Source organism: Halocatena pleomorpha (assembly GCF_003862495.1).
Taxonomy (GTDB): Archaea; Halobacteriota; Halobacteria; order Halobacteriales; family Haloarculaceae; genus Halocatena; species Halocatena pleomorpha.
Genome location: NZ_RRCH01000033.1, coordinates 11,742 through 36,798, shown reverse-complemented (window position 1 = coordinate 36,798; position 25,057 = coordinate 11,742). Strand labels below are relative to the sequence as shown.

At 52.7% G+C, this 25,057-nt stretch carries 18 protein-coding genes and 2 pseudogenes; 10 read left to right on the top strand and 10 right to left on the bottom strand.

The genetic code is table 11. The features are described from left to right. Together EIK79_RS15065 and EIK79_RS15060 are read right to left on the bottom strand one after the other, a co-directional pair. Positions 1 to 969 (bottom strand): hypothetical protein, encoded by a 969-nt coding sequence (locus tag EIK79_RS15065; RefSeq protein WP_124956138.1) that lies wholly within the window; start codon positions 967 to 969, stop codon positions 1 to 3. Beyond that, positions 962 to 1,663, bottom strand: coding sequence for a hypothetical protein (locus tag EIK79_RS15060; protein ID WP_221621765.1), 702 nt, complete (start codon positions 1,661 to 1,663; stop codon positions 962 to 964). Before EIK79_RS15060 ends, EIK79_RS15065 begins: the two co-directional genes overlap by 8 nt. 241 nt (positions 1,664 to 1,904) lie before the next feature. Between EIK79_RS15060 and EIK79_RS19325 the strand changes: the two are divergent. Next, a pseudogene (locus EIK79_RS19325) lies at positions 1,905 to 2,534 on the top strand (transcription initiation factor IIB); the annotation flags it as partial. Between the two features lie 545 nt (positions 2,535 to 3,079). On the opposite strand, the gene EIK79_RS15050 reads toward EIK79_RS19325, so the two are convergent. From EIK79_RS15050 to EIK79_RS15030, 5 genes are all read right to left on the bottom strand, one after another. After that, the gene (locus EIK79_RS15050; RefSeq protein ID WP_185715665.1) at positions 3,080 to 3,628 is read right to left on the bottom strand and encodes a hypothetical protein; all 549 of its coding nucleotides are present in this window, start codon (positions 3,626 to 3,628) and stop codon (positions 3,080 to 3,082) included. Further along, complete coding sequence (locus EIK79_RS15045; RefSeq protein WP_124956134.1) at positions 3,628 to 4,194, bottom strand: DUF7437 domain-containing protein; 567 nt, start codon at positions 4,192 to 4,194, stop codon at positions 3,628 to 3,630. Before EIK79_RS15045 ends, EIK79_RS15050 begins: the two co-directional genes overlap by 1 nt. Before the next feature lie 298 nt (positions 4,195 to 4,492). Continuing rightward, positions 4,493 to 4,756, bottom strand: coding sequence for a hypothetical protein (locus EIK79_RS15040; protein ID WP_124956132.1), 264 nt, complete (start codon positions 4,754 to 4,756; stop codon positions 4,493 to 4,495). A gap of 404 nt (positions 4,757 to 5,160) precedes the next feature. After that, positions 5,161 to 8,910 carry a UvrD-helicase domain-containing protein gene (locus EIK79_RS15035; protein WP_124956130.1) on the bottom strand — a complete coding sequence of 1,250 codons (3,750 nt, stop codon included), beginning with the start codon at positions 8,908 to 8,910 and terminating at the stop codon, positions 5,161 to 5,163. Then, positions 8,910 to 12,215 carry a PD-(D/E)XK nuclease family protein gene (locus EIK79_RS15030; RefSeq protein WP_185715664.1) on the bottom strand — a complete coding sequence of 1,102 codons (3,306 nt, stop codon included), beginning with the start codon at positions 12,213 to 12,215 and terminating at the stop codon, positions 8,910 to 8,912. The genes EIK79_RS15035 and EIK79_RS15030 overlap by 1 nt, the downstream gene beginning before the upstream one ends. Positions 12,216 to 12,600: 385 nt before the next feature. On the opposite strand from EIK79_RS15030, the gene EIK79_RS15025 reads away from it, so the two are divergent. Both EIK79_RS15025 and EIK79_RS15020 read left to right on the top strand, forming a co-directional pair. Next, entirely contained in the window at positions 12,601 to 12,993 is a 393-nt protein-coding gene (locus tag EIK79_RS15025) for a helix-turn-helix domain-containing protein (protein WP_368276914.1), read from the top strand. 1,629 nt (positions 12,994 to 14,622) lie between these two features. Further along, positions 14,623 to 14,913 carry a hypothetical protein gene (locus EIK79_RS15020; RefSeq protein ID WP_124956124.1) on the top strand — a complete coding sequence of 97 codons (291 nt, stop codon included), beginning with the start codon at positions 14,623 to 14,625 and terminating at the stop codon, positions 14,911 to 14,913. Positions 14,914 to 15,519: 606 nt separating this feature from the next. Here the strand turns inward: EIK79_RS15020 and EIK79_RS15015 are convergent. Both EIK79_RS15015 and EIK79_RS19320 read right to left on the bottom strand, forming a co-directional pair. Beyond that, a complete protein-coding gene (locus EIK79_RS15015; RefSeq protein WP_124956122.1) occupies positions 15,520 to 15,705 on the bottom strand; it encodes a hypothetical protein in 186 nt (61 codons plus the stop codon). Between the two features lie 147 nt (positions 15,706 to 15,852). After that, positions 15,853 to 16,056: a TraM recognition domain-containing protein gene (locus EIK79_RS19320; protein ID WP_368276912.1), complete on the bottom strand. Its 204-nt coding sequence runs from the start codon at positions 16,054 to 16,056 to the stop codon at positions 15,853 to 15,855. 155 nt (positions 16,057 to 16,211) lie between these two features. On the opposite strand from EIK79_RS19320, the pseudogene EIK79_RS15005 reads away from it, so the two are divergent. From EIK79_RS15005 to EIK79_RS14995, 3 genes and pseudogenes are all read left to right on the top strand, one after another. Further along, positions 16,212 to 16,364, top strand: a pseudogene (locus EIK79_RS15005) (transposase); the annotation flags it as partial. 213 nt (positions 16,365 to 16,577) lie between these two features. Then, positions 16,578 to 17,012: a Panacea domain-containing protein gene (locus EIK79_RS15000; RefSeq protein WP_185715663.1), complete on the top strand. Its 435-nt coding sequence runs from the start codon at positions 16,578 to 16,580 to the stop codon at positions 17,010 to 17,012. Then, positions 16,987 to 18,249: a hypothetical protein gene (locus tag EIK79_RS14995; protein ID WP_124956118.1), complete on the top strand. Its 1,263-nt coding sequence runs from the start codon at positions 16,987 to 16,989 to the stop codon at positions 18,247 to 18,249. Before EIK79_RS15000 ends, EIK79_RS14995 begins: the two co-directional genes overlap by 26 nt. 1,068 nt (positions 18,250 to 19,317) lie before the next feature. Here EIK79_RS14995 and EIK79_RS14990 read toward each other — a convergent pair. Next, positions 19,318 to 19,998, bottom strand: a complete 681-nt coding sequence (locus EIK79_RS14990; RefSeq protein ID WP_124956116.1) for a hypothetical protein — start codon at positions 19,996 to 19,998, stop codon at positions 19,318 to 19,320. A gap of 893 nt (positions 19,999 to 20,891) precedes the next feature. Between EIK79_RS14990 and EIK79_RS14985 the strand changes: the two genes are divergently transcribed. The 4 genes from EIK79_RS14985 to EIK79_RS14970 all read left to right on the top strand — a co-directional run bounded on the left by EIK79_RS14985 (position 20,892) and on the right by EIK79_RS14970 (position 25,029). Beyond that, the gene (locus tag EIK79_RS14985; protein WP_233738197.1) at positions 20,892 to 21,812 is read left to right on the top strand and encodes a TSUP family transporter; all 921 of its coding nucleotides are present in this window, start codon (positions 20,892 to 20,894) and stop codon (positions 21,810 to 21,812) included. Positions 21,813 to 21,896: 84 nt separating this feature from the next. Beyond that, positions 21,897 to 22,352, top strand: a complete 456-nt coding sequence (locus EIK79_RS14980) for a universal stress protein (RefSeq protein WP_124956114.1) — start codon at positions 21,897 to 21,899, stop codon at positions 22,350 to 22,352. Between the two features lie 312 nt (positions 22,353 to 22,664). Next, positions 22,665 to 23,006, top strand: a complete 342-nt coding sequence (locus tag EIK79_RS14975; RefSeq protein WP_185715662.1) for a hypothetical protein — start codon at positions 22,665 to 22,667, stop codon at positions 23,004 to 23,006. A 637-nt stretch (positions 23,007 to 23,643) separates the two neighbouring features. Next, the gene (locus tag EIK79_RS14970; protein WP_124956112.1) at positions 23,644 to 25,029 is read left to right on the top strand and encodes a hypothetical protein; all 1,386 of its coding nucleotides are present in this window, start codon (positions 23,644 to 23,646) and stop codon (positions 25,027 to 25,029) included. Positions 25,030 to 25,057: the final 28 nt, after the last annotated feature.

Genomic DNA, 25,057 nt, shown 5'->3' with positions numbered 1-25,057 from the left:
TTAGTCCTCCCTCAGGTCATCTGCGTATGATTTGAAATCAACTTTCGGCAACTGGTTGAACTCGAACCGCTTCTCTGGTGGAAGGATACGTTCCTCCAGCGTGTCGATTGCTGCTTCATAGATTTCGTCTTCCTCTTCTCCAGGCTGCATATACGAGTAGATCCAGATCTCGTTGGCGTCCAGTAGCTCGTTGTCGCGCAGCGAGTAGTACAAGAACTCAAGACTGTCCGTATCAGTTCCGGCAGAGTTGAATACAATACTGATATCTCTCGTTTCAGCACCCCTACCGGTCCTCTCTGTCTTTTGAAGCTTCGCGTAGACAAAGTCGGAAAACAGGTATTCAAACGACATAGTACTACGCCGTTCAGGAGCAGCCTTTGGCTCCTGGAGTGACGGGTAGTAGAAGTTGAGGTCTCCTTCGATAATGTCCTCACCGTTGGTGTGCGCTTCCTCAATCTCCCTGTATTTCCTCTGTATGCTGGCGAGACGACCAAGCTCTCTATTGCCGAGGATGAGGATGTGGTTGGGGCCTCCACCTCTCTTGACCCTGCAGCTCTCTACATAGGCTTGGAAAGTCTCATGGTCGTAATCATCGTCGTTGGTGTAGGCGCCGAGAATTGCTGTATCTCTCCTCCTACTCTCGTAATTGTTTAGCTTCTCCTCAAAATCCTTAGATCTTGTAGAGCACTCCAAGGCGGTCCTGGCCTGTTTTGCGTCCTTCTGAAGCGAGCTAGGACCCCAGCTGCCCCACTGTTTAGATTTAGATTCTACAATGACACCCCTTTCAGATGAGAGGTATGGGTCCCTGTAGGCCATATAGCCGTCAATACCGTGTTCGTCTTTCTCGTGCTTTCGAGACTCACAGTCGATGTCTCTTCCACCGCCGATGAAGTCCCACTCGAACTCCTTCAACAGGGCAATGAGCCTCTTTTCGGCCCTATCGCCGGAGTTACGTTCTTCTTCAGCCATCGTATGCCTCTCGAGTTATCTTCTTTACCTCAGTCCACAGCGGGTCCTCTGACTCCAGGCTGGAGTACAGTCGGACTGTACCACTCTGGAAGAAGCCGAAAGTAGCCTCTTGTGACGGCGTTTTGATGTTCGCCCTTAAAATTGTGATATCGCTGCTGTGTGAGTCTATCAATGCACGGATACGCATATCCCCAACATCCTTGATTGTATAAGTTCCGGACATCCCACCCTCTGCCTCAAAATTCTGGATTCGTATACTGGACACGTCAATGGACCACGCCGTGTCCTGTAGATCGGCGTACAATCTATCTATCGGAAGCTGTGTTTCGGTAATTGGAAAGTTGAAATCGCTGGCCTCACCGACCCTTGAGATCAGCTTACTGGTGTCGCTTTGATCGGAGAATATAGAAAGTAGACCGATATCGAAGTCAAGCTGGAAAGGGATCAGAAGTGTTTGCTCCACCTCCTTGTCTACCACTCGCTGTGTGGACTCATCGAATGTTTCTCTTTTTACAAGAGTTTTCTCTACCAGGTGTCCCCCCATCGTCATATCGCCTGTTTCGGATATGTTGAAACCGTATGAGCGACTCTCCGTAAACTGTAGATTCTTGATGCCTTTGAGTGCTTCCTGGTGGTTCTCTTTACCTGGTTCCAGTATCGCTAGGTTGGCGTTGAATGGTGGTTGTGTGATCACAATATCGGGACCTTATATTGTTACTCTTGAATATGCCTTATCACTAAAAACTACTGTAAGGCGTGCTTGAAATACTTCAGCACTCACAGAGCTCTCCACCCCCAGATAGAGGAATTAGAGGATCGGAATACAATCTCATCACCTCATAGCAGGAGTACTTCAGTCATACATAGAGTTTATTGTCCCCTCAATGGTGAGGGGCTCGCGCTACTGGCGGGTTCCCTGAATCATGGTGAGAACGATGGCAACTAGAGACATCTACGAAACGGCTTCAACGAGGACGTCCAGATGGAGTCGAGAGCTAACCAGTGTCCCGAATGCGAGGGGTGAGTCACGACGAACGCAGTCGAAACGGTCTGTGAGGGGTGTGGCCTGGTTATCGATGAACAGCGAATTGATCACGGGCCGAAATGGCGGGCAGACGACAAGGAGTGTGAGCGAACGGGTGACCCGCCCACTGCGGCTCGCCACGATCGAGGCCTATCAACGGAAATCGGTCGCGGCATCGACAGCAAGGGGAACAACCTCTCCAGCCAGAAACGACGTCGACTCGCTCGGATGCGCCGTGAACTAACCCGTGGTCGCTGGCGGTCGAAAGCTGAACGGAATCTCGCACACAGCTTGGGCCGAGGTTCGTCGGCTGACGAGTGTCCTCAAGCTCTTCCGAAGTGTGCAGAACGAAGATCTGCTTCGTGGCCGCTCCATTGAGATCATCGCCGCAGCCAGCGTGTACGGGACCTGCCGGTGTAACGGTCTCTCGAGGTTGCTGGTCGAGATCAGCGAGATAGCCCATATAGAGGAGTAACGAGTAACGAACGCGTACAAAACGTTGAACCAGGGACTCGGCCTCCCTACTGAGTCCCTCTATCCCAAATAGACGCGCAGGCAAGCGATACGTGGTAGGCCTACCGAGCTCCTCCTCAATCAGTCAGAGCTAGGACGCGAGTGATGTTGATGGCGTCGTCATTTCTCTTCAGCGACCGCCACCGAAATATCGGAATCAGCTTCCTGGTTCTGTCGGATGCATCTCCTCAACAGCCGTCGGTGATCGCCACCGTCGTCGCTGCGTGCTCACACGTCCCGAAATAGTGGGCGGATTTTTGGCGAATTTAATATAGCGATATGCACTTTATTCTCTCAGCATATTTTAACCCCTATACCAGTTTGTTGCGTTGTCGAAACAGGACAACCGACTATACTAACTGCTAAGCGTATAGACTGATTTGCGCTACGTACTGAGAATAGAACGCATCAATACCACCCACAGGCAGCACACCACTTCTTCAATCCGTTCTGAGCCCGCCTATCCAACGATTCCTGTATCATAACCAACCAGTGAATCATGAACAACCTCGACCGATTCTAGTGGACTAAAACTGCCCCAGCGATGGGGAGATTACTAGAGATCTGAAAAGATTATCTTCGCTTCTCAAAGTCCTTATCGAGGAGATCTTCCAGAAACTCTCGCCCTTCGATAACGGCCGTCTCATTCCCAACATCCATCGCACAGAGCACGTCGTCGATCGCTTGTTCGGCAATCGTATCGCTTACTAATACAGTGACGTGGCTTGTCTGTTCGATCGCGTACTGATAGGCTACGCCTGTGAGAACGGTGTCTGTTTTCTCGATCTCGTCTTCGGTGACGTCATCGACAGAGAGATTTAGCATTCGCTTTCGCGTTCGATCGATAGCCTCCGACACACGTGGATTCGAAAAGTCGATGGGTGCCTGATCAAGCCACCCCGCATCCTGTGCCGCTCGGAGCCGATCACGCTGATATGTGTATGTTTTCGGACTCTCACCGAGTTCATCAGCCACATGCGTCGGAATCCGGACGGAAACGTCCCGCTGCATAACAACCCGTTCGAAGGCTTGGTATTTATCGGTCGATGGCCCACCCATGGCGATGAGCACACTACTATCGAGGACGGCAATGCTGTCCCTCGGAAGCTCCATCCCCACCATTACTCATCGGACGCCAACATGGAATCGTCTGCCGTGGCTGTCCCGACCACGTCCTGAAGAGCCGTGATCACGGTGATGCCCTCGATCGCGTGGACTCCGAGCTTCTCGGCGGCCGTTCGCTGGGTGAGGTCGCCGTCTCTCACCCGGCGGGTATAGTGGAGAGCAGCAGCGAGTTTGGCAATCCCCTGGCGCTCGACGAAGACACGAATGTCTTCTGTATCGAGCTGGCGGGCGACAGCGTCGACGAGTGCGGGCGTTACGAGCACCTCTCCGTGGGGGGTGTCTAGTGTGAGTTGAATCGGAGTGACATTCACTGTTGTAGGTGTTTCCTCCTTGTGCCGAGTCAAGATGTCCATCTCCTCGAGCTTGCCGATGTATTTGTAGGTGGTCGCATGGGGGAGATCAAGCTCGTCTTTGATGGTCTCGATGGCGACCGTATCGTGTTGAAGGATGTAGATGTACAATTGGGCCAGTTTGGGCGTGTTCAGTAGCTCAGCGTAGATAAGAAGATCTGCGACTGATCCTTCGGGATTGGTTGCGTTCGTCCGTCGATTATCAACAGACATCACAATCTATATTCCATGTATAGCATAGTAATTCTTTCGCCAGAGGAGGATCGCTTTGTATTGTGGTTATCGATGCGGAACAAATGGGCAAACCAACTACTAAGTAGCCAGACTATTTTGCACTACGTACCGAAGACGGCACGTATCTCCACCACCTCACGGACAGCGACGACCTTCTTCAACGAGTTCTGAGTACACACTACCACTCCAGTGTCTCCTATCCCCAGACATATCAGTGAATGATATAGTACCTCGACGATTTCGAGCGATCAGATCAACCGAATCATCCTCACGATGATCAATGATCCGAGTGGGCAACGTAGTCCCGCAGTTGTTCTGCGTCCATGTCGGTCGTTCTCTTTGCCAACTCCTCGACTAACTCCAACACTTCTACGACCTCGTCGAGGTCATCGCGATACTCCAGATCATCCTTCGTTCGTCCTAAAATGTTCAAATGCCGGCTTAGACGATTGATCGCGTACTTGTCGATATCGCCGTAGTGTTCTCTCACTCGGCGAGCTAAGGTGTACACGTGATTGTCAGCCTCCTCCGGGTGCTCCAACGCATCACGGAGCGTTTTGAGAACAGCTTTTCCGTCTTCGAGGTTGTCATGGAGTTCGTCGGCGTGCGTTCTCCTGACGAACCCGTCGCTCTGCAGAAGGGCGAGCTCATACAGGGCATCATCAGCCTGATCGCTGATCTGGCGCCCTGTCTCGTAGCGCCGTTTGGATCTCCAGAGACTTATTCCATTCTAATATTAGAAGGGGTGCTAAATCAGTTTTGCCCAGTGTCCTCAAGCAGCCAAACAGTACCATTTCGCCCCATTCACCTACCTTAAATCCGATTTCCCCAGATTTCGTTCGGGCTGTATCGAGTCTTGGTTTGCAGCCTTACAGCGAGTCCTGGATCTTGAACCGCGTCAACCTCTCGAACTCTATTGCAATCTCTGGAGCAGAAGACGGTTACTCACAGATGAGTCGAGAGTCTCGAACAGACGGTAGCGTCAAGCTCAGTTTCCAGATCTTCGAGCTCCTCAGAACTCCACTGGAATGATCGTCGGACACCAGCCTCGGTAAAGAGCAGCGTTGCCTCTACGTTCATCTGCGGATTAGACTGGTGAAGCGCCACAGCGTACACCTTCATCTGCCACTCGTAGTAGTTTGACTTCGCATCGATCAGGTGTGGACGTGAAATGTCGTTGGTCTTGTAGTCGATGACGTGGTATCCGCCATCCGTTTTCGAGATGTGGTCAGCGTATCCGTACAGTTGTCCTGAATCCAGCATCGCTCGGACCATTTTCTCGTCTACGCTGCCACCCTCATCAAGGGAAGTCAGATACTCCGATGCCGTAGCCACGTGACGCGAAATATCTGAAAGGTCGGTTTGAGTCACGTTGTCGGAAGAAACTTCGTGCCGAGTCGCGACCTGCTCGGTCAATCGATGAAGGGCGGACTCGTCGTCGGGATCGACGCGCAACTCGACGGCCTTGTGAACGACGTCGCCGAAAACGTTCCGAGGAAGGCCCGTATACTCCCCGCCCGAGGAACTTGAACCCGAATCGTCCTCTGGGGGCTCGTAAGAGACGTACCGTCCAGTATGGTCGACGACGATGTCCCCGGGCGCCCCATCCTCGATGAGCGAACCCAAGTACGACGCCGCAATATCGTATTCCGGTTCAACCTCATACGCATCGACGTCAGGTTGCAGAGAAATTGGTTCAGCGGTATCGCCCGTGGTGGACTCCGTACTCGCCCTGGGAAACCGCACTGTTACGGTGGTTTCTCCCTCCTCCGGAACCGCCGTCGATCCGGCCACAGCGAGTTCTTCGAGAACTTCGTCGGAGAGTATCTCTGGTGCAACGATATCGTACCAATTCGAGGGGTCGCCCCGATCACCGGTATCGAGTGATTCTACCGACTCGTCGTCGCTTCCAGCGGTGCCGATCAGGAAGAGGTGGTCCCTGGCGCGCGTCGTAGCGACGTAGAGAATCCGTTTCTCCTCGGCAACGGCTTCGCGTTTCCTGGAGAAGTTGAGTCGTCGTTTGAGGATCGTGTCTTGCTGCTCAAAGACGTCAACGATTCCTGGTGCACGGATGCCAAGCAATGGCTGCCAGTCGTCTGTCAGCGGGTCCTCGATGATTTCGAACTCAGCAATGTTCTCGCCATAGCCTGGTCGGAGGTTGAAGTCCGTCGAGAGGCCCGGGACGAATACAGCCGGGAACTCCTGACCCTTCGCATCGTGGACGGTCATGATCCTGACGCCATCGGCATCCTCGGGTACTGCCGCTTCACCCTCCCGGCTCGAGAGCTCGACCTCGCGATCGATTCGATCGACGACTTCTGGGAGAGTCTGTAGTCCGTCTTCACCCCACTCCCGAAGGCGATCGCGGAACTTCTCGACGTTGGCGATAGCCTGCTGGCCGCGCTCGTCGAGTGCGAGACTCGCAAGATACCCAGTATCTTCGATTATCCGGCCGAGTAACGCGTCCCAGGTTTCCACCAGTGGCGTCGGCCCACTACAGCCAGCGAGTCGGCGCCAGGTTTCGATACGCTCTCGAGCAGTGGTCAGTCGGTCGTGGTCAGTTCGCTGGAGCGCGCGCCAAAGTTCACCATCACCGATGTCGTCCCGCTCGATACTGTCCCAGAGGCCGATCACGTCCGTGTCTTCGAAGCCGAATAGAGGTGAGCGTAAGACGCCGAACAGTGCGAGATCATCGGTTGGATCCTGAAGCACCGCGAGGAGATTCCGGATGGCTGTGATCTCCGTGCTCTCGTAGAACCCGATCCCCGAAGCCACCGTGTAGGGAACGTTTAGCGAGGCGAGAGCTCGTTCGTACGATTCGAGGTGAGTCCGTTTCCGCAGTAAAATAGCCACGTCCTTCGGTTCCAGCTCGACAGGTTCCTCGAGGGGTTCGCCATCCTCATAGCCAGTAACTTCGTAGCGCTCAGGTGCGTCATCGAGGAAGGCTGCGACCTCGGCAGCTAATGCTCGTGCATCGAGGGTGGCGCCATCTTCGGAGAGTTCACGAAGCTGGTAGTCTTCAGTGAGGGCTTCCTCCCGCACTGGCCGCTCTTCCGGTACGAGGACGAAAGTCGCACCCAGGCCGATCTCGGACTCGTCAGCTCTATCTGGGGCCAGACGTTGTGGATCTGGCTCGAAGGAGGTATCGTCCCCGCTGATCCCTGGCGGCGCATCCTGATGGGTTTGAGGAACCTGGCCGAAGAGGTCGTCGAAAAGATCGTTAATCGGTTCGAGAACGCCCGGAAGTGACCGGAAGTTGCGCGACAGATCTCTCCTCTCCCCGACGTCGTAGGTTTCTTCGAGCGGTGAAACCGACGCCTGCTGGTTTGCCTGGGCGAGTCTCTCGCGTTCTACCGCGTACTGTGTAACGTCAGCGCCGCGGAACCGGAAGATGCTCTGTTTTTCGTCGCCGACCACGAAGACGTTCAGCCCGTCGTACTCGGTGTTCAGGGAGGTCAACAACTCGACCAGCTCCCATTGTCTTGGGTCCGTGTCTTGAACCTCGTCGAGCATGACGTGGTCGAATGATTCTCGAACGGCTGCCCGAACTGTCGGAGACGATCGTAGTAGGTCGATACAACCGTCGATCAGGTCGGCGAAGTCGAGGACTCGCTCACGTCGCTTGCGATCTTCGTATGTGTCGTGAAGATCACGGAATAGCGATGCGAGACTAATGTAGTACGGGGCGGCGTTGTGCTCGACGGCAAGCCGTCCTGAAATGGCCCATCGTTCGACAGGAAGTGCCTCCACTAACGCGGACGTTGCTTCGTCGTATCGTTCGGTATTCTCGTCGTCCCAGTCGTCGTGTCCGCCGTAACACCAACTGTCCCAGCTACCATAGTACGGCGTTCCGTCCGAGGTGAGAGCTTCACAGAGAGCAGCTGCAGCGTCATGGGTAGCGACGTCATTCAGAGGCGTGCCGATGAGATCGTGCGTCTCGACGGCCGCTGCAACGTTCTGGGCGATACTGATCCGATTTCTGCCCGCGTTCTCTTCGTCCGCCACCTGCCGGATGTCCCGAAGTGCCTCCTCGACGGTCGAACGGTCAAGTAGCGTCCGTGCTTCGCCAACGTCGATAGGTGAGTAACGCTCGCGGATGAATTCGACGTAGTCCAACGGATCTTGATCTGCCCACTCGTCCGCCCATTCCCGAGCGTGGTGATGTTCCTCCAGTAAATCTCCGAGAAGGTCTTCGAGCCTATCTCGGTAGTAGATATGAGTCAACTCCTCGATTCGTTCGTCGTTCAGATGATCCTCGACGAACGACTCCACGGTCTCGAGTTGGTGTCCCCGGGCCGCCGTCCCTTCGATGACGTCGAAGCCGACCGGCACATCGGCTTCGAGGGCATGCTCATGGAGGAGTCGCGAACAGAAGCCGTGAATAGTGTGGATGTAGGCTTCCGGGAGTGCATCATGGTACTCACGCCACCGTTCGTACTCGCCGCCGTCTGCTTCGTCCAGTCGACCGCTGACGGACTCTCGGACGCGCTCTTTGAGTTCTGTCGCACCGCTTTTAGTGAAGGTGATTGCGGCGGTCGAATGCGGGTCAGCGTCGGTAGTTTCGAGCAGCTTCAGATACCGCATCGCAAAGGTCGTCGTCTTGCCACTACCGGCCCCGGCTGTGACAGCATAGTTGCGGTCGTGGGCCAGAGCAGCCAGTTTCTGTGGGTCTTCCAAGTGCTCGAACTCCACCATTAGTCATCCCCCATTGGAGCGTATGCGTCGAGGTCCAGTTCTACGTCCCGAGCCCGCTCCGAAACGTAGTGGCGGGTTTCGTCCAACTCTGCTATGGTATCTTGCTGATGATGGTGACGAACGTCGCAGGCATCCCTGAAGGAGCAATCCTTACAGTTCGCGAGATCCTCGGAAAGCAGCGTCGGGTGGAAGGCTCCGTTTTCGATCCCGGTCGCGATCTTTCCAAGACGGGCAGGAGTCACATCGCGAACGAGACGGGTGAACTCTCTGCGTGAGTCGAACGGCAGCCGCCAAGGCTGCGACGGCGGCGGAAGCATTGGGGTGCCAGCCTCGTCATCAACGGCCTCGCGGGAGGAAACCTCTGCAGTGAGGGCGCCGATCTCGTCGGGCGATTTGAGCTTGTAGTACGATCCCCCAAGCATCTCGTGAGAAATCCCAGTTTCCTCTTCCAAGACGGACTCAAGGACGAGCCCATACATGGGCAACTGGAGCTTCGTTCCGAGAGTGACGTCGTTCCGGGACGGCGTGCTACCGGTCTTGTAGTCACGGACGTGGATTCCTCGCGAGTCCCCATCGACGACGTCGACCCGATCCGCGATCCCGTGAACCTCCACCTGCCCGTGTGGAGTGTCTATGCTAACGGGCCCGTCCTGGAGTAATTCGACGTCTTCGTAATCGAGGTTTATCGCGGCCTCGAAGTAGGTCGCTCGGGCTTGAGCCGATTCATGGGCGTCGAGCTCCTCGTCGAGAAAGCGGCCGAAAAGACCTCTCACGTCATCGCTGCCGTGCGTTCCATAGTACGGGTTGTCCACGGGCGATCCGAGTCCGGCGAGTAATCTAGTGACTGTTCGTTGGGCAAACGGCGTTTCGACGTCGCCGAGAGTATCAAGTCGGTCGAGAGCTGCGTGGAGTAGTGCGTCCTCGAGGCGGTCCTCGTCGGACCGGTTCAGGTCGACGGGGACGTGGGTGTCCTCACGGAGCTCGCGGTGAAATTCCGCCAGCATGTTGTGTACGTAGGTTCCCCGGTCGGCACGACTGATGTCGTTTTCTTCGCCGTAATCCTCTTCGAAGCCGAGAATGCGCTTTGCCATGAAAACGAACGGGCACCTCGCGTAATCTTCCAGCGCACTAGGGCTATACGGACCCCGGCGCCAAGCTGGGAACACGTCGTCGAGGATCCCCCCGATCTGTGCATCGTGGACGGTCAGTTCAGGCTGAGACCGTCGCCAGACCGTATTCAAACCCTGAATAGCGAAGACTTGAGCATCATCTGAGAGGGCCTCGGTGGTGTTCAGGCCATCAACAGCACGGGTCGGGGAATCGAACTGTTGCCCTCCAGCCCACATTGCGTATTCTCGCTGAACGTCTTCAGCGGAGACGATGGGTGCTTGGTCAGATGGCTCTTCGGACTCCTCCGGTGCTTGGACGGATTCCTGAAGTTCCGATACCACCGGTGCGGGGACGTGTTCAGTACCGTCGACGGTGTGGCGGGGCGTCGAGAGAACTACGTTTCTGGACCCGGTCAACAGCGTCCCCAAGATGTACCGTGCTCGTCGGCCGGTGTGGGCCCGGCTGAACTCCTCGTCGGCGTCGTTGATTGCGCCGAAGAACGCCATAGTGTCCTGTTCGCTGGGGAAGTAGCCTGACGTCAATCCCAAGACGAACAAGTGATCGAACGACGTCATTTCAGCTTCGGCCAGCGGAAGGACACGGACGTATCCATCTCGTTGGTCTGGCCCACCCACGAGCTCCGCTCGGAGTGCCCGATGGACGCGGCCCGGTTGGTCGCCATCAGGAAGATGAGGGGCGATCGTTTCGAGGGAAGATAGCACGCTCTCTATGGACGACCACGCTGATTTTTCGTAAGCAGGCTGGTGTGACCCGGTTGGTTCGTCCGGCGAACCATATCCTTCGACGGCATCTTCGATGCCGAGACGCGAAAGCATCTCTCGAAGCGACATCGCGTACTCAGCGAGGGAATCGTCAGCTGGGGCGACCGCGTCGTTGAGACGGTCGATACCCTCTGCTGTCTCAATCGCTCCAGCCTCTTCGAGTTCCTCGAGAATTCCCTGAAGCGAGTCCGTAGAGGCATTGTCTCGGGCAGAGTTGATAGCTGGCGCGTCGATGTCGAGGTCGCTCAACGAAACAAAGACGTTCGAGCAAAGGGCTCCGAGTGAGCTGCCCTTCGGATCGTCGTCAGCGAGGTTGAGGAGAGCTTCGAGAGCACTCCCGACGAGCGTCTGTTCGATACCGATGTCGTTCGTGAACGTGAACGGGACATCGTACCCGGTGAGCGTTTCGCTCAAGATGCCCCGATAGGTCGACCGGTCGGTAACAACGATGCCAATATCGGCCGGCCTGACGCTATCACGCGCAAGCATCTCCCGAACGCGTCGAGCGGTCGTCCGCACCTCCTCTCGTTCCGTCGATGGCTCGAGCCATTCTATCCCCACGTCGGTTGGGTAGTACGTGGATCCAGTGTGAGTTGGGGTTTGGAGACTTCTGATGGCGTCGATTCGTTCGTGGTCAGTAGACGTTGGGGTACTGTAATCGAGCGTAAAGCCGATCGAGAGAAATACCTGAAGTGCGCGTTTCACACCGAGATCAATCCCAGTGCCGCTCATCGAATCGTGTACGAGCGGAACGACCGCTACAGTAGGACGATTCCTCGCGATTCGGGCGATTGCCTCTCGCTCAGCGGGCGCAAGTCGAGTCAACCCGTCCAGAATTACAGCGTCGACGGAGGCCGGGAGTGTGTCTACGAGGAGTTCCTGGTCAAGTAACTCCAGGTATTGCTCCGGGGGTTCTGCCGTCCACAACGGATGAATTTCGTCACGTAGCTCTCGATACGCCGAATAGAGATTGGAGACGGTCGCGGCCTGCTCGGCGAGTGCTCCGTTGAGGGTGTCAGGTTCCTCATCGCGGAACGATCCATAGAGGTCGGGATCGATTCCCTCATCACCCATCGTTCCCGCGCAGTGTAGTGCGTGTTCGATTGCATCTGAAGAGGAGTACCCGGCGTACTCGAGTAACGAGAACAACCCCTGCACCTGATCGACGAGGTCGTTCGACGGCTGTTGAACGTTGGAAAACGGGCCACTATCCGCCTCGAATCGTTCGATTGCTGCTTCAACGAGACGAAGCCGATCTGGCTTCGCCAGGGAACTCCTGGCGACTGAGACACTCGCCCGTTCGTACAGCGTACCGATGTACTGGTCTATCGTTGTTGCGGTGAAACGAACAGGATCTTCCTCTTCTCGCCATTGGCGTGAAAGATGGTCCGCTCGTTCGCGACTTTGTGTCAAACAAAGAATGGTGTTGGGATCATCCGCAGCCGTATCGGAAGCCCAGCTGAATGCTCGCTTTGTCGCTTCAGCCGGATCGGGTCCTGAAATCAGCGAGAAAGGCTCAGTCATAAAGGATCACTATAAACAACATTCTAGCCAACTATATCAATGTAAGGAAGTAGTAGATTACGTACCAATTCATGAAGGATTGGTTGAAATGGTGCCAAAGGATCCTCTTCAGGAGGGTGGATTGCTCATGCACGATTTGGCTCGAAATCTATATCGGCAGTCTAAATTTCGCCAGTGGCTATGCATGACGAATCCACCTAGCCGACCTCTGGTTGTAGGTGCGGACGTAGTTCGCGAGCCGATAGCGGAGTGTGTCGACAGATGAGTCACTCAGATCTCCGCGCTCAGAACGGCTCTCTATGTACGCCTCCAAGAGGTCGACGGTTGGATCGCGAGCTGTTCCCCAGTCGTAGCTGTCGTCTCGATTCAAACCGTTGACGACGAACAGTCCACACTCTATGGCCTGACCAGCGCCCAACACAGGGCCCTTACTCAAGCCGACAACATGGGCTACTTCAAGGTGCCACGCGACGTTGGCCTTGAGACGGTGGCCGAGACCTTGGACATCTCCCACCAAGCACTCTCAGAACGCCTCCGCCGAGCCCACCAGACGCTGATTGGGAGCACGATCGGACAACAGGGAGTGGCACAGACCACAGCCACAGCCGAGACAACCCCTACTGATGGCTCCGTGATGAGTGGCGGTCTGGGGCTCCCCATGGACTGATCACAGACGACATCGCCACGATCGGTTGAGAGCGACAGTAAGCGTTCGATCAGTGGGACCAGTTTCTGTATACACCGAATCCAACCGTGATGAGTTGCGCGATCGGGCTGGTTATTGCACAATACCTATTCGGTCTCAGACACACCAATCTGTGCCGGAAGCGATGGAACGAGACCTCAATCGAACGATTAGAGTCGGACGAATCCATGATTAGAATATCATTTTTTCAAGTAAAGTTTACTAATATATATCGACAATCAGATTGTTTATAAGGGGCCGCCCACGCAGAGGATGGCTCTTCGAGCAGCGTTGTATCGCTGTGATCTGAATGGAATATGCGATGGGGTGCTATGCGACTCTATTCCCCGATATGCTCCGTAGTCTGTACTCCTACGTGACGATCTCCTCGACCACGATGACGCCGATCGACTGAATGCTAACAGGCACATCTATAGTGGGGTGCCAGCTGGTTGCAACTGATCTGGGGGCCTCATAAAACATACACCGGATTTCACGAGCAAACCAACAGCCTGGGTGCCAATGACGGCGAGTACACAATCTCCTAGTCATCCCACGACAAGCTGCAATCATGGTCCGATCGACGGGGTCAGTGCTCTGTAGCTGTCCACACGTCATTTGGCAGCATCGGTATCGGTGTGTTCCGATCGACCGGTGCAGACACCCCTGATTACAAGTGAAAAACTACGTGGCGAACTGGGGATCACACACCACCACTTCCAGTGTTTCCTGATCGTGAGCCAACTGATCAGTTGCGCTCGGAACACACCAACTCCAAGATGAAGAATCCTCCGATGGAACAGTTATAGACGTGTGTCTCATTCGTGCTCTCATTTCGATTTGTTCTCGTCTAGATGCGCACGTGAGTTTGCCCGTGACGAACAATAGTAAAAGACATTGTTCGCCACTGCTGACGACTGCTTCCGTCGGAACAGCAGGATTCGACCCCTGTCCGTCCCTCTATTTACAGCTCGAAAACAGGGGGATATCCGTGATCTAGTTAGGTGTGATAGAGCGTCGTGATGGCCCTCCACGGGTTGAGGGACTTGGCTTGTGCTGAATGAGCGTATCTCTTAACCCAATTCCAGCTCTATATGGATATTAAATAAGCTTTGTGGAGCTTATACATGGGTGAACGTGACTGTCTTGGATGTATTGAAACGGAAGCCTGCAACAAGCAGACTCCCTCAAACCATGTGCTATCGAAACCAAGAACGGTATCGTCGAGGAATCGGCAACAAAGGAGAACTCATATGGCCCTAACTGAAAAGAAATACCCAAAATGTGGGTCAAAAATGTCTTCAACAAGTAGAAAGTCGGACAGGATATTATATCTACACTAACATGAGATGTCAGTCTAGATGCCGTGCTGAAATAGGATCCGCCCTATTACACGCCGACCAGGGCTGCACAACGATGATTTAGACCGATGAACACAGTACGACGATATGATATGTTATTTTATTACTTTGGTCATTTTCGCCGTAATGGGTGACGAGAACATTGGAAGAAGACGAATGAGTCGGAAACGACTTATTTTCACACATGACTAATTAATCGATGATACCGTTATGTATACAATATCTTGGCTCAATGGAGTATACTAAGACGATGAGTGTAAGCCCGATAGATGCCCAACCCGATCCACGAACGATTGCAGCAGACCTGAGACAACGATTGATTGATGAAGGCTGGCCCGAGGAGAATATCACGACACAAATCACCATCTGGGGCACGGGGAATTGTTTAGTGAGGGTGTGGCATTCAGTCGATAATGAGGAGGATGCTCCGCCTGAGAAAATAGAATATGTTCAATATCCTGATGGTAAAATCCAGCGCAAGCATCTTGAACTGGATACGCTTGAAATGTGGGATGTAATTGACGAACGGACCATTGAGTGAAGAGTGGGGATCTATCAATCGCACTATCACGCATTCTCCTGTAAAATGATATGGATACGTGGGCGACAATCCCACTGTGATGGGAAGTTCGGCGCGTTGCCGACATATTCGATCGTACCCATAGGCGTCTGATTCTGAAGATGATATGGCGGCTTATCGCCACAGACCAACTGGTCTACATCATGTCATCTTCTCTGCAACCGGTCAACGGTTATAGGTTCCTACTTGCTGTAGTCGCTGGGATCAAAGATCCCATGTCCATTTGGACATTCGTATCTACCGCCGCTGATCATCAGCATTGGTTCATCGCATTCTGGACATCGAATGTCCATGTTAACCATTGATCATCACCACGATGATCGATGGCGCTATACGCCGACCGAAGGGTAGTTGACCGCTCATGTTATACAGATGTCTCGTGGTGAGACACCAAATTATATGGGTCACTGTACCAATATAAATTTTCTCCTGAAAATCGAAACAACTAAGTACTACATTACCTAACCAGGTAATTGGTGCTTGACCGCATCATGTTATACAGAGTTTGCCTCTAAAGGCAAACTCAATCCTATCCAACACAGTGATTTCTCTGACCGTAATCACGGATCACCGTTGTTCAGCTGATGGCGGGTGAATCGCTGTAATCGGTCCTTGGCCGACTGGAGATATCAACCCCGTTCTCTGGCACCGGGAGTCGTCTCCTGCTGTTGCTTGTCCGGATGGCTCACCGAGCTTGCCGAGCCACCAGCTATCGCGCGACTGGATCAACGCTTCGCCTACGTCGAGGCTCATTAGGTCTCCTGAGACCAGCGGCTGTTGGACGGCCATGGTCTTCGATACACGTTGGCTGGTCGCATCCGTACCTTCGGTCAGTGACTGACGTTTCATCTCGTAACGGCCAATTCCCGACGATACTAGATCAGTGGTTTCCATGTCTCCTCACCGGAACGCGGCTCGGTTCGGACAGTTCGTCCACAGGCTCTTTGCCATCTCTCCGTATCGATCTTCAACCTGATGAAGATCCTGAGCAACCAGCATCCCCACGACGCCCGCCGACCGGCTCGCGCTGGCTAACCCCGGTAGATTCTCTATTCTTGGAAGTTTATCGAACGCATAGTGGAGAAATTGCTGTTTGCCGTCGATGCATGCCAGTCGGCATACGCGTCATCGCCGAGCCAGTATTTGAATTCGAGCTGACTGACGAGCGTCGCCCGGAGACCGTCGCCGTTAGCCGTGCTCCCACCGAACGCGGCCACAGTAACCATACTGCCGGTCCTACGACGCGCACAACGCGCGCTCGATACCGCCAACGAACGATGTGTGAAACCGTCTTCTCGACGATCAAGCGCACGCTCGGCGATGCCGTGCGTGCGTGAACTTGGTACGGTGAATTTCGAGAGCTTATCTTGATGTGTGCAGTTCACAACATCAAGCAGTCCCTGAACCCGTGAAATCAAGCTACGTCTGGCGATTCACCACGGCCGAGGAAAGCAAAATGTGGGAATGAGGATTTAGAAGAAGGATTTTGGAGAAGATGAGTAAGACAAGGAATTGAGATAGAAGCTAGTATCTCCTCCACAGTAAAATATTTCACTATGTAAGTGTTGAATAGTACTAGAGAAATGCCCGGGGGTGCTAAAATAAACGATATGATTGAGTATATCGTGAGTGAATTCTCGGGTAACGTACTCACCAGAACAAAGTTGGTGAAGCTTCTTTACTTGGCAGATAGAGAATCCTATATTAGACGAAGAAGACAGATTTCCAACATCCAGTATATTAAATACCACTACGGTCCTTACTCTGAAGACATTGTTGACACTGTTAAGGAGATGGATGGTCATGAAATTATTGAGTTGTCGGGTCGATCTCAGAACGGTACATTTTATCAGTATAAATCTAACACCGAATGTCAAGAATTGAAATTAACTCCAGATGAACGAAATATCTTAGATAAAATAATTCAAGAATTCAGTAATACACCAACAAAGGAACTTGTAGAAACGGTCTACGAATTAGACGAATTGCATGATATTGAGAAGTATACACCGCTGTTGCAGGAACAAGATGTGAATGAAAGAAGGAAAGCAATTGGGTGATTGTCTTACCTTTACCATAGGCAAAGACAGTGAAAGACTACAATCAGCGTTTTTGAGTATACTTCGAGAAAATAATGTTATAATTCAAGATAATAATAGTTTTCAAATAGCAGAGCAACGTGTTTTTGACGATATTGGGAGGATGGGTCTATTATCCTTCTATTACCAAGATCGCGGCGATGGGAATTTCTCCTATATGATCCTTGATGATGACTTAATCGCCTCTGTCTGGTGCGAGGACAATTCTATGATTCCATATGGGAGAGGAAATATTCGTTATCCATTAACTCATCTAAGACATGCGTTCGGGAACTGCGATGCATGCCAAGTGAAATCACTTCTGGGGTTCAATCTGGGAAGATCGCGTCTTGGAAGCACACTTGAGGATCAAATGAGTGGAATTGAGACTCCAGCTACAGATGATTACGCAGCCAAAGGCTCTAACGACGCCTGTGAAGAGTGCCAACAATCCATGTCCTCATGGCTTGCACAAAAGATCAAGGAAAATCCAGATTATCTGTGGGCACTCGGAGGAAGTGGTTTGATTCACAAGATCCCAGAAGATTATACGATTCCCGGAGAATTCAAAAAATTTGAAGAATACGATATATTGGAACTCGTAACAGGATCAGATCCGCCTTCGGAGATTGAGACGGGTGATGATTTCATCGCTAGTCATGAAGGTGAGCGGAAACCATTAGAGATAGATAACAATGGAGAATTCCTATACAACGCTGTCCTCGCTTTCAAATTACGTGTTGAATTTGGATTTGAAGAAATAAAATTAAATTGTGAACTAACTAAACCAGTTAAAATGGAGCAAGAACTTGATATTGTACTATGCGATTATAGTATGAAAAAAATAGTTGTCATCGAAACTAAGGGTGAAAAAGAAATAAATTCAGGAAAATTAAGGAATAAACACAACGTAATTCTTCAGCTACACGCTTTGCAGAAGCGATATGATGAACTAGATATACAATATATATTCTTGACTACTGGAGCCTATCCAGACGATCTACACTCAGATTCTTCGACCAAGGATGTCCAAGAGAACTTATCTGATCTCGGGATTAGAACAGATATAATCTCTCGACCAAATAATGTAAGCCAGGACGATATGGATCCCGGCAGTATAAACCATGTTGGGACGACGTCCTTCTCAGAAAATTTTGATGAACTGTATTATAGCTTAATGTCAGAATGTGAAAATAATATTGGGGAATTTATGAATTAGTCTCAATATTTTTGGGTGCATTATTAGTGGGTCAGAGAATCGTTCGACGATTTGTTTAAATGCTTCTTGCCTTGGTTTGTGGAGGATTTGTCCATCGAAGCTAGAGCAATCTGAAATACATTGTCAGTTCGTCTTTTGAGACGCCTCAATACCGCGAGAGCCACCGTGGCTGTAGTGATTCAGACCCACAATGAATAAAGCGAAAAAGAACACCAGTAAGAGGACTGCTGGAGCAGCTTTTGCGATCAGTGATATTGGCAGTTCTTCATTTATATACGCCCACTAGATGAGGGACTCTAAGGGCTTCTATTGTCCGACTGGAAATGTCTCAGTTCGTGCCGAGCTGTGGATTGACGTACTGTGAGGACTGTGATGGTGCTGAAGAATGTACACCGTGTGTGGTCTGTTGGGAGGATATTTGCCAGGGGTGTCTACAGACGTGTGCGCCTCATGTGGAACAGCAGTCTGTACTGATCATAGCGAGTTCTGCGACATCTGTGAATCAATAATCTGCCATCTCTGTGGTGAAGAGTGCGCTACAGGCGGTACGTTCCATTGTGATTCTCATCTCACGCACTGCTCAGACTGTGATGATCACCACTGTGACGCACATACACAGCGATGTAGCGTCTGTGAATCGCCTCGATGTGAAACAGATATTGAGCGGTGTTCAGCCTGTGATGACCTGATTTGTTCCGCTCACAGTGCTATATGCACCACGTGTGGCGAGACGCTCTGTGAAGAACATACCGAGGTATGTGCGACATGTGCTGAGGGACAAGACGGTGAGGAGGTGAAAACATTCTGTCAGACTCATGCAATTCAGTGTTCGGTCGGTGAAGAGATCGTGTGCTCCACCCACCGTGTCTCCAGATCACTCGGCACTGGGCATCTGTGTCACAATCACCATGACACGTGTGACACCTGCGATATTATATACAGTACACCCGTGTTGGACGACGGGCAATGTACAGCATGCCGATCACTCGGTGATGTTGCCCTCAAAGTCGACGTAGGGCACTTCGGACTCGGGAGGGTTGAACACGATCTGAGAGCGGTGCAACGCAGCTACCTCACCTGAGCGCAGGCCCCACAACAGTGCCACGACGAGGAGGCGGTCGGTCGGTGTCGTGGCGGCGTCAGAGAGTGCTTGGACGTAGGTGCGTTGAGCGCCGGGTTCGCACGAGCATCACCAGTGGTGTCGGTGCGGCGACGCCAGCGGTATTCGTCCCCGAGCCCAGCAACGGGATTGACCGCTGTCCGTTTACGTCGCACCAAGTGTGCGTACCAACTGTCGACGGCTTCATGGATCCGGCGCATTGTTCGCGGGGCGAGGTCGTCGTCGAGTGCGTCGAAGGCTGCCCACGCAGCGTCCGTCGCCTCATACGCTGGGACATCGCTATCGCGAGCGACCGGCGTGAGCAGATCGCCTGTTTCGTTGATTATGCGGTAGGCGCGAACGTAGTGTGCGAGCCGATACCGGAGCGTATCAGTGGACGACTCGCTGAGGTCTCCGCGCTCGGAACAACTCTCGAGGTAGGCTTCCAGAAGCTCGATCGTCGGGTCGTGGGTCGTTCCCCAGTCGTAGCCGTCGTCACGTTCATTGAGATTGAGATCGTTGGCCCAAAACTCCCCGAACGTCCGGCCGTGGTACTCCCGAAGTGCGTCGATCAGCCCCCGAAAGCCGTGGGCCGAGAGCCATTCGTGGGTCGGGCGCTCGGTCTCGGGATCGAGTCCCTCCTGACGCATCGCCGGAGCGACGAGCTCCCAGTACGCCTCGACGAGTTCATTGAGATCGAGCAGCGTCCATGCGGGATCGTCGGTCTGCTCCGAGCGTTCGGGGAATATAGTACTGGCCTCGTTGCTTACGATTGTGCTGTTGTTTCCCAGAAGAAGCCGTCATGCTGCGGTTGGGGGTGCATCTGAGTCAGCCATATTCGGTTGGGAGCGCGATACAGACAGATTGCGTACATATATTGCGTGTATACAGACGGTGACAGTCTGGAAAACCAACGGTTCATACCATCAGAATATGCATGGTGAACATAAATTGCATGTCGATATAGAAAATCTTGTATACGAGCATTCATAGCTCGGAGGGTGTATTTCTGCAAACGGATTTTTTTGGTATGGAATACGGGCGTATTTGCTGTGTAAGGCCGAGACAAAGCCAATTATGGTATGCTACTTGGTTCGGTAAGCTGATCCAATATTTGTTAAAAATCTAATCACTCGGACGCTCGCGATCACAGCATATCAGCTCAATTGTGACAAGCTTCGTGACGTGCAGAACGAGGGTAATGTGGAGGATCTGAGTCAGTGAAGCGAACATACTTTTATGGCATAAGGAGAAAAACAGCAGACTTCCTCACTCCTCACACACGCATATGCCGAACAAAACTATATTGTTAATTTATTTGAAGAGTATCTGATATTCGATTTCAAATATCTGGATTATGTGGATAAACACGCAAACGTAATAGTGTTACACATCGTATAGATAACTCATTCCCCCACATTTTAGGGACGGAGGTAACAATGACACCTAACGACGACTATATACCGAGAACGGAGCAGCCTCCGTCGAACACATTGCGGAGCTCGAAGCAGAGCTCGTCGATATCGAACCGGTCTCGATCGGGATGGAAGCCCAGCAGTTAGACGTCGGCTACACGCTCTCGGAACGGATGCGACTACCGCGCGCGACGCTTCGTCGGCTCGGTTATCTGGGCCTCATCTACCTCCTCGGCTTAGGGGTGATGGTGCCGTTTTTCGGCACCACGGCAGAGACGGTGCTGTTGCCACTCATCCCTACCGTCGTTGGGGTTGCCTTCACCTTCGAGTTGATGGACTCAGCTGCTGGGATGGGATTTGGGACGGCCCTCGCGCCGCTCCTGTTCATCCTCGGTTACGATCCATTGGCAGTGACACCCGTGCTGCTCATTTCCGAGTCCATCACCGGGATCATCTCAGGAGGCGTCCATCACGAGTTGAAGAACGCCTCGTTCTCGGTTCGACCGGTGAACGCCGAGACGAAAACGATGCTTCTCATGGGCAGCGTAGGTGCTGTCGCGAGCATCGTTTCAATCATGCTGACGTACTTTGCGCTATCGCTATCCGAATCATACATCGAAACGTATGTGGCAGCACTCGTCCTTGCGATGGGGCTCATCGGGATCATCCGCGCGCGCGTCGTGACGACAATTGAGTACAAACCGCGGCGGTTAGTGGCGTTTGCCGCGCTTGCCGGCATCAACAAAGGCATTGGTGGTGGGGGCTACGGCCCAGTCGTCACGTTGGGTCAGATCCTATCAGGAGTCTACGAAAAGAGCGCGATCGCCATCGCCTCCGTCGCGGAGAGCATCGTCTCGATCGTCGGCGTGCTCACGTTCGTTACCCTGTCCACGCAGGGGGTGAGTATCGACCTCGTCCTGTTACCATCCATCTTTACGGGCGGCTTTCTCGCAGCTATTGGTGCACCGTACCTCGTCCGCGTCATTCCGAACCAGGTCGGCGCTACGTCATCCCGCTGTACGCCTTCGCGATCGGCGTACTCGGCCTGACAATCGGTCTCGAGGTCTGATACTCCCGCGTATTACGTCGAGCACCGATATCGTCGATCGTATCCTACACTCATACGAACTCCCATGTACGACACCATCCTGATCCCAACGGACGGAAGTGACGCCGCGAACGCCGCCGCCAAGCACGCGATAGCGATCGCAATCCGGTTCGATGCGACACTCCACGTGCTGTCGGTGATCGATACCCGTTCGGTGGGCATCACAACGCCCACCGAGCTCGATGTCGAGCAGCTTCGGGCGGCCTACCGCACCGAGAACGAAGCTGCCATCGAGAAGGTCGTGGAGAAAGCCACCAACGCGAATCAACCGACGACAACGGTCATTCAGCTTGGAGTGCCGGATCGAACGATCACCGACTACGTTACCGAGCACGATATCGACCTCGTCGTGATGGGAACGCATGGACGAACGGGCGTCACTCGAGCCCTTCTCGGGAGTGTCGCCGAACAAGTGCTCCGAACCTCAAGCGCACCCGTCCTTACGGTCCACAGTGATCAAGACCTCCCGGACGACCGATAATCGATGCCTTTCCAGCAGCGACGATGACACGCGTTGGCCGCCCCCTGCCATCAGTGATACTGTAATCGACACGTACTCCTCGAGAAGGAGTAGGGGACGCCTGCATATACGAGTAGTCCAGAAGGCGTTCTCAACGGCCTCCATTTCATAGCTGCCTGAACACGACGAACTGTCCGGAGCTGCTTTTCGACGACCGCCACGACGTGGTGGCCACAGACTTCACGCACGTCTCCTACCACGTCTGACCGTAGATTGACAAGGACGAACAAATCCCACAAGTAGCATATCCGCTAATGGTCAGCGGCTACATGGATGACGGTGACTGAAGCATGGATATACGTTCCGATCATCCTTGGCATCAAGCCAGTCAAAGAACGCTCGGAGTGGGAACCGGACGCTGCCGCGACTGATTTGAGAGGCGATGTAGTTGACGTACTGCTGGCCAGTGCCCAACAGTACATCGATCTTGACGAAGTGCTGTTGGGCCGAGGCTTCTACAGTAACGGTGTCTACGCGACGATTCACGACCATGACTTGCTGTACACGACGCCGGTGCCGAAGTACAACGACTACGAGACTTCAACCAATCTAGAATCCTGCTGTAATGGGGGAGATCATGGACCAGCACGAGTCTCGTGTCGACCAAGTCCCTGAGATTACAGACCGCTTGTAGGAGACGAATATTACTATATCATGACCGATATTCCCGATTCTGGATGCTATGATGTTGAGGCGGTTGGACCTGTATAGCCTCTGAAGTTGTCCCGGAGCGATGAACTCGTAGGGGCCGTCAATCCGTCGATCAAGCCGCCGCTTCCGTAGCCGAATAACCACGAAATCGTATCGATCTACGGACAGAGCCATGGTCCATCGCTAACGACGGTGGCCAGCCTACAAATCCATCAGCAATCGCATCATCGGCATACGTCCTGTCGAGTAACCATGCGCCTTAATGGGATCGTAAACAACACGTTCGTCACGGAACGGGATGTCGATGTTAGAGTGTATTAGCGTCACTGCAACGGTTTTGCTGAGCGAACCGAGATGACCGACGAACGGTAGGCAGAGTGTTTTGCTGTGATTGCTGCCGACCAGAGGCGTGACCTTGCAATCGGCTACGCCATCGCTGTCGCCTACGACGAGGAGCGGGACCCTAAGGTACGCCGTAGCTCAGCTCTGCACATAGATTGTCTATGGTTTTTCATGCCGATATTCTCTGAGTACACAATTAATAATATTTTTTATCATATAGAAATACTTATGGCAAATCCAATCTGAATATATTTTGTACATGGAAATAAAGAAAGTGGATGTTGCGATAGTTGGGCTGGGTCCTGCTGGTATTGCAGCAGCAGATGTACTCGGAGACACAGATACACTTGCTGTTCGCTGTTTCGATATGGGACCTGCAGCCAATAATCGATTCTGTACAGTTCTTGATAACAAAGGATGTCTTCGCCGTAAGGGGTGCCACGTGCTCTCTGGCTTCGGAGGGAGCTCGTTGCTCTCTGGAGGGAAGATCAGTACACTACCCGCTGGAAGCGGCCTCAAAGAGATCGCTGATTCTGAGGAGTATGTCGAAGATAAGATGTCAGAGTCTCTCCAGTGGTTTCAAGATCGGTTTAAGATGCGTGAACCGACTTTCTCAGACCAGACCATTGAGAAAGCAGAGGAGAGCTATGACGATGTTGGCTTTGGATTCAAGTACTATGATGCATATATAATTGAAGAGAATGAAGAAGATGTTAAGAACACGTACGCCGACATTCGATCCGACTTAGCGGAAAAAGGTGTAGAGATGTCGTTTAATACAAAGGTAACTAGTCTCACACGTACCGAATCGAACACCTTTGAACTGCAACTCCTAACAGAAGACGGAGAATCGACTGCCATCGCTGACAACGTCATTCTTGGTGTTGGTATCCCTGGTCGTGAGCTTGTTGACACACTCAATAACCAATTTGGAATCGACGCACCTCCGAGCAAAGTAGAGTTAGGCGTTCGCCTTGAATTTCCCAAAGAGCTTTATCCCGAAATCGACGCCGCGCACAACGATCTTAAACTGAAGGTTAATGATGCTCGGACCTTCTGTATGTGCAAGGGCGGGAAACTCGCGCCGTATTGGCACGAAGGAATCTCAATCCTAGATGGGCACGTTGATCAACACGACGAGACGGACCTCACGAACTTTGGAATCCGGGTACGTATGCCGCCTGACGAAAAGAACGGAACACTCTACAAAACGACGAAACATCGGCTTCGAGAGATGAGTAATGGGGTGATCGTCCGTCAGCGGCTAATCGACTATCTATCCGAAGTTCCTCCAACGAAGGATGCCCAAATTGAATCGTCGGTGAAATACTGGCAGTGGGGAGACATTAACCAGCTCTTCCCTGATCCCGTTTCTCAGAAGGTTCGAGAAAATACAGAATACTTTGTGTCAAATCTTCTCTCCGATGAATACAGGGATCGGGTCAGCGTCTACGCTCCAGGTCTCTATTATACAGGATACAGATTCGATGTGAATCCTGATTACTCAGTTCTTAGGGGCCTCTATGTCGTTGGTGAATGTACGGGCCGGATGCGAGGTATCCTCCAATCGTTCTGTTCTGGTCGGATCTGTGCAGAAAACATCCTAAACCAATCCCTGAAGGATCAGGAGAATCATTCTCCTTAATAGAGATTTTGACTTTACCAAGAGCCAC

Coding starts and splice junctions, on each gene's coding strand:
- EIK79_RS15065 (WP_124956138.1), bottom strand. CDS start 969: ATGGCTGAAGAAGAACGTAACTCCGGCGATAGGGCCGAAAAGAGGCTC.
- EIK79_RS15050 (WP_185715665.1), bottom strand. CDS start 3,628: ATGGTGGGGATGGAGCTTCCGAGGGACAGCATTGCCGTCCTCGATAGT.
- EIK79_RS15045 (WP_124956134.1), bottom strand. CDS start 4,194: ATGTCTGTTGATAATCGACGGACGAACGCAACCAATCCCGAAGGATCA.
- EIK79_RS15035 (WP_124956130.1), bottom strand. CDS start 8,910: ATGGTGGAGTTCGAGCACTTGGAAGACCCACAGAAACTGGCTGCTCTG.
- EIK79_RS15020 (WP_124956124.1), top strand. CDS start 14,623: ATGAGTGTAAGCCCGATAGATGCCCAACCCGATCCACGAACGATTGCA.
- EIK79_RS15015 (WP_124956122.1), bottom strand. CDS start 15,705: ATGAGCCTCGACGTAGGCGAAGCGTTGATCCAGTCGCGCGATAGCTGG.
- EIK79_RS14995 (WP_124956118.1), top strand. CDS start 16,987: ATGAAAGAAGGAAAGCAATTGGGTGATTGTCTTACCTTTACCATAGGC.
- EIK79_RS14990 (WP_124956116.1), bottom strand. CDS start 19,998: ATGCGTCAGGAGGGACTCGATCCCGAGACCGAGCGCCCGACCCACGAA.
- EIK79_RS14985 (WP_233738197.1), top strand. CDS start 20,892: ATGGAAGCCCAGCAGTTAGACGTCGGCTACACGCTCTCGGAACGGATG.
- EIK79_RS14980 (WP_124956114.1), top strand. CDS start 21,897: ATGTACGACACCATCCTGATCCCAACGGACGGAAGTGACGCCGCGAAC.
- EIK79_RS14975 (WP_185715662.1), top strand. CDS start 22,665: ATGACGGTGACTGAAGCATGGATATACGTTCCGATCATCCTTGGCATC.
- EIK79_RS14970 (WP_124956112.1), top strand. CDS start 23,644: ATGGAAATAAAGAAAGTGGATGTTGCGATAGTTGGGCTGGGTCCTGCT.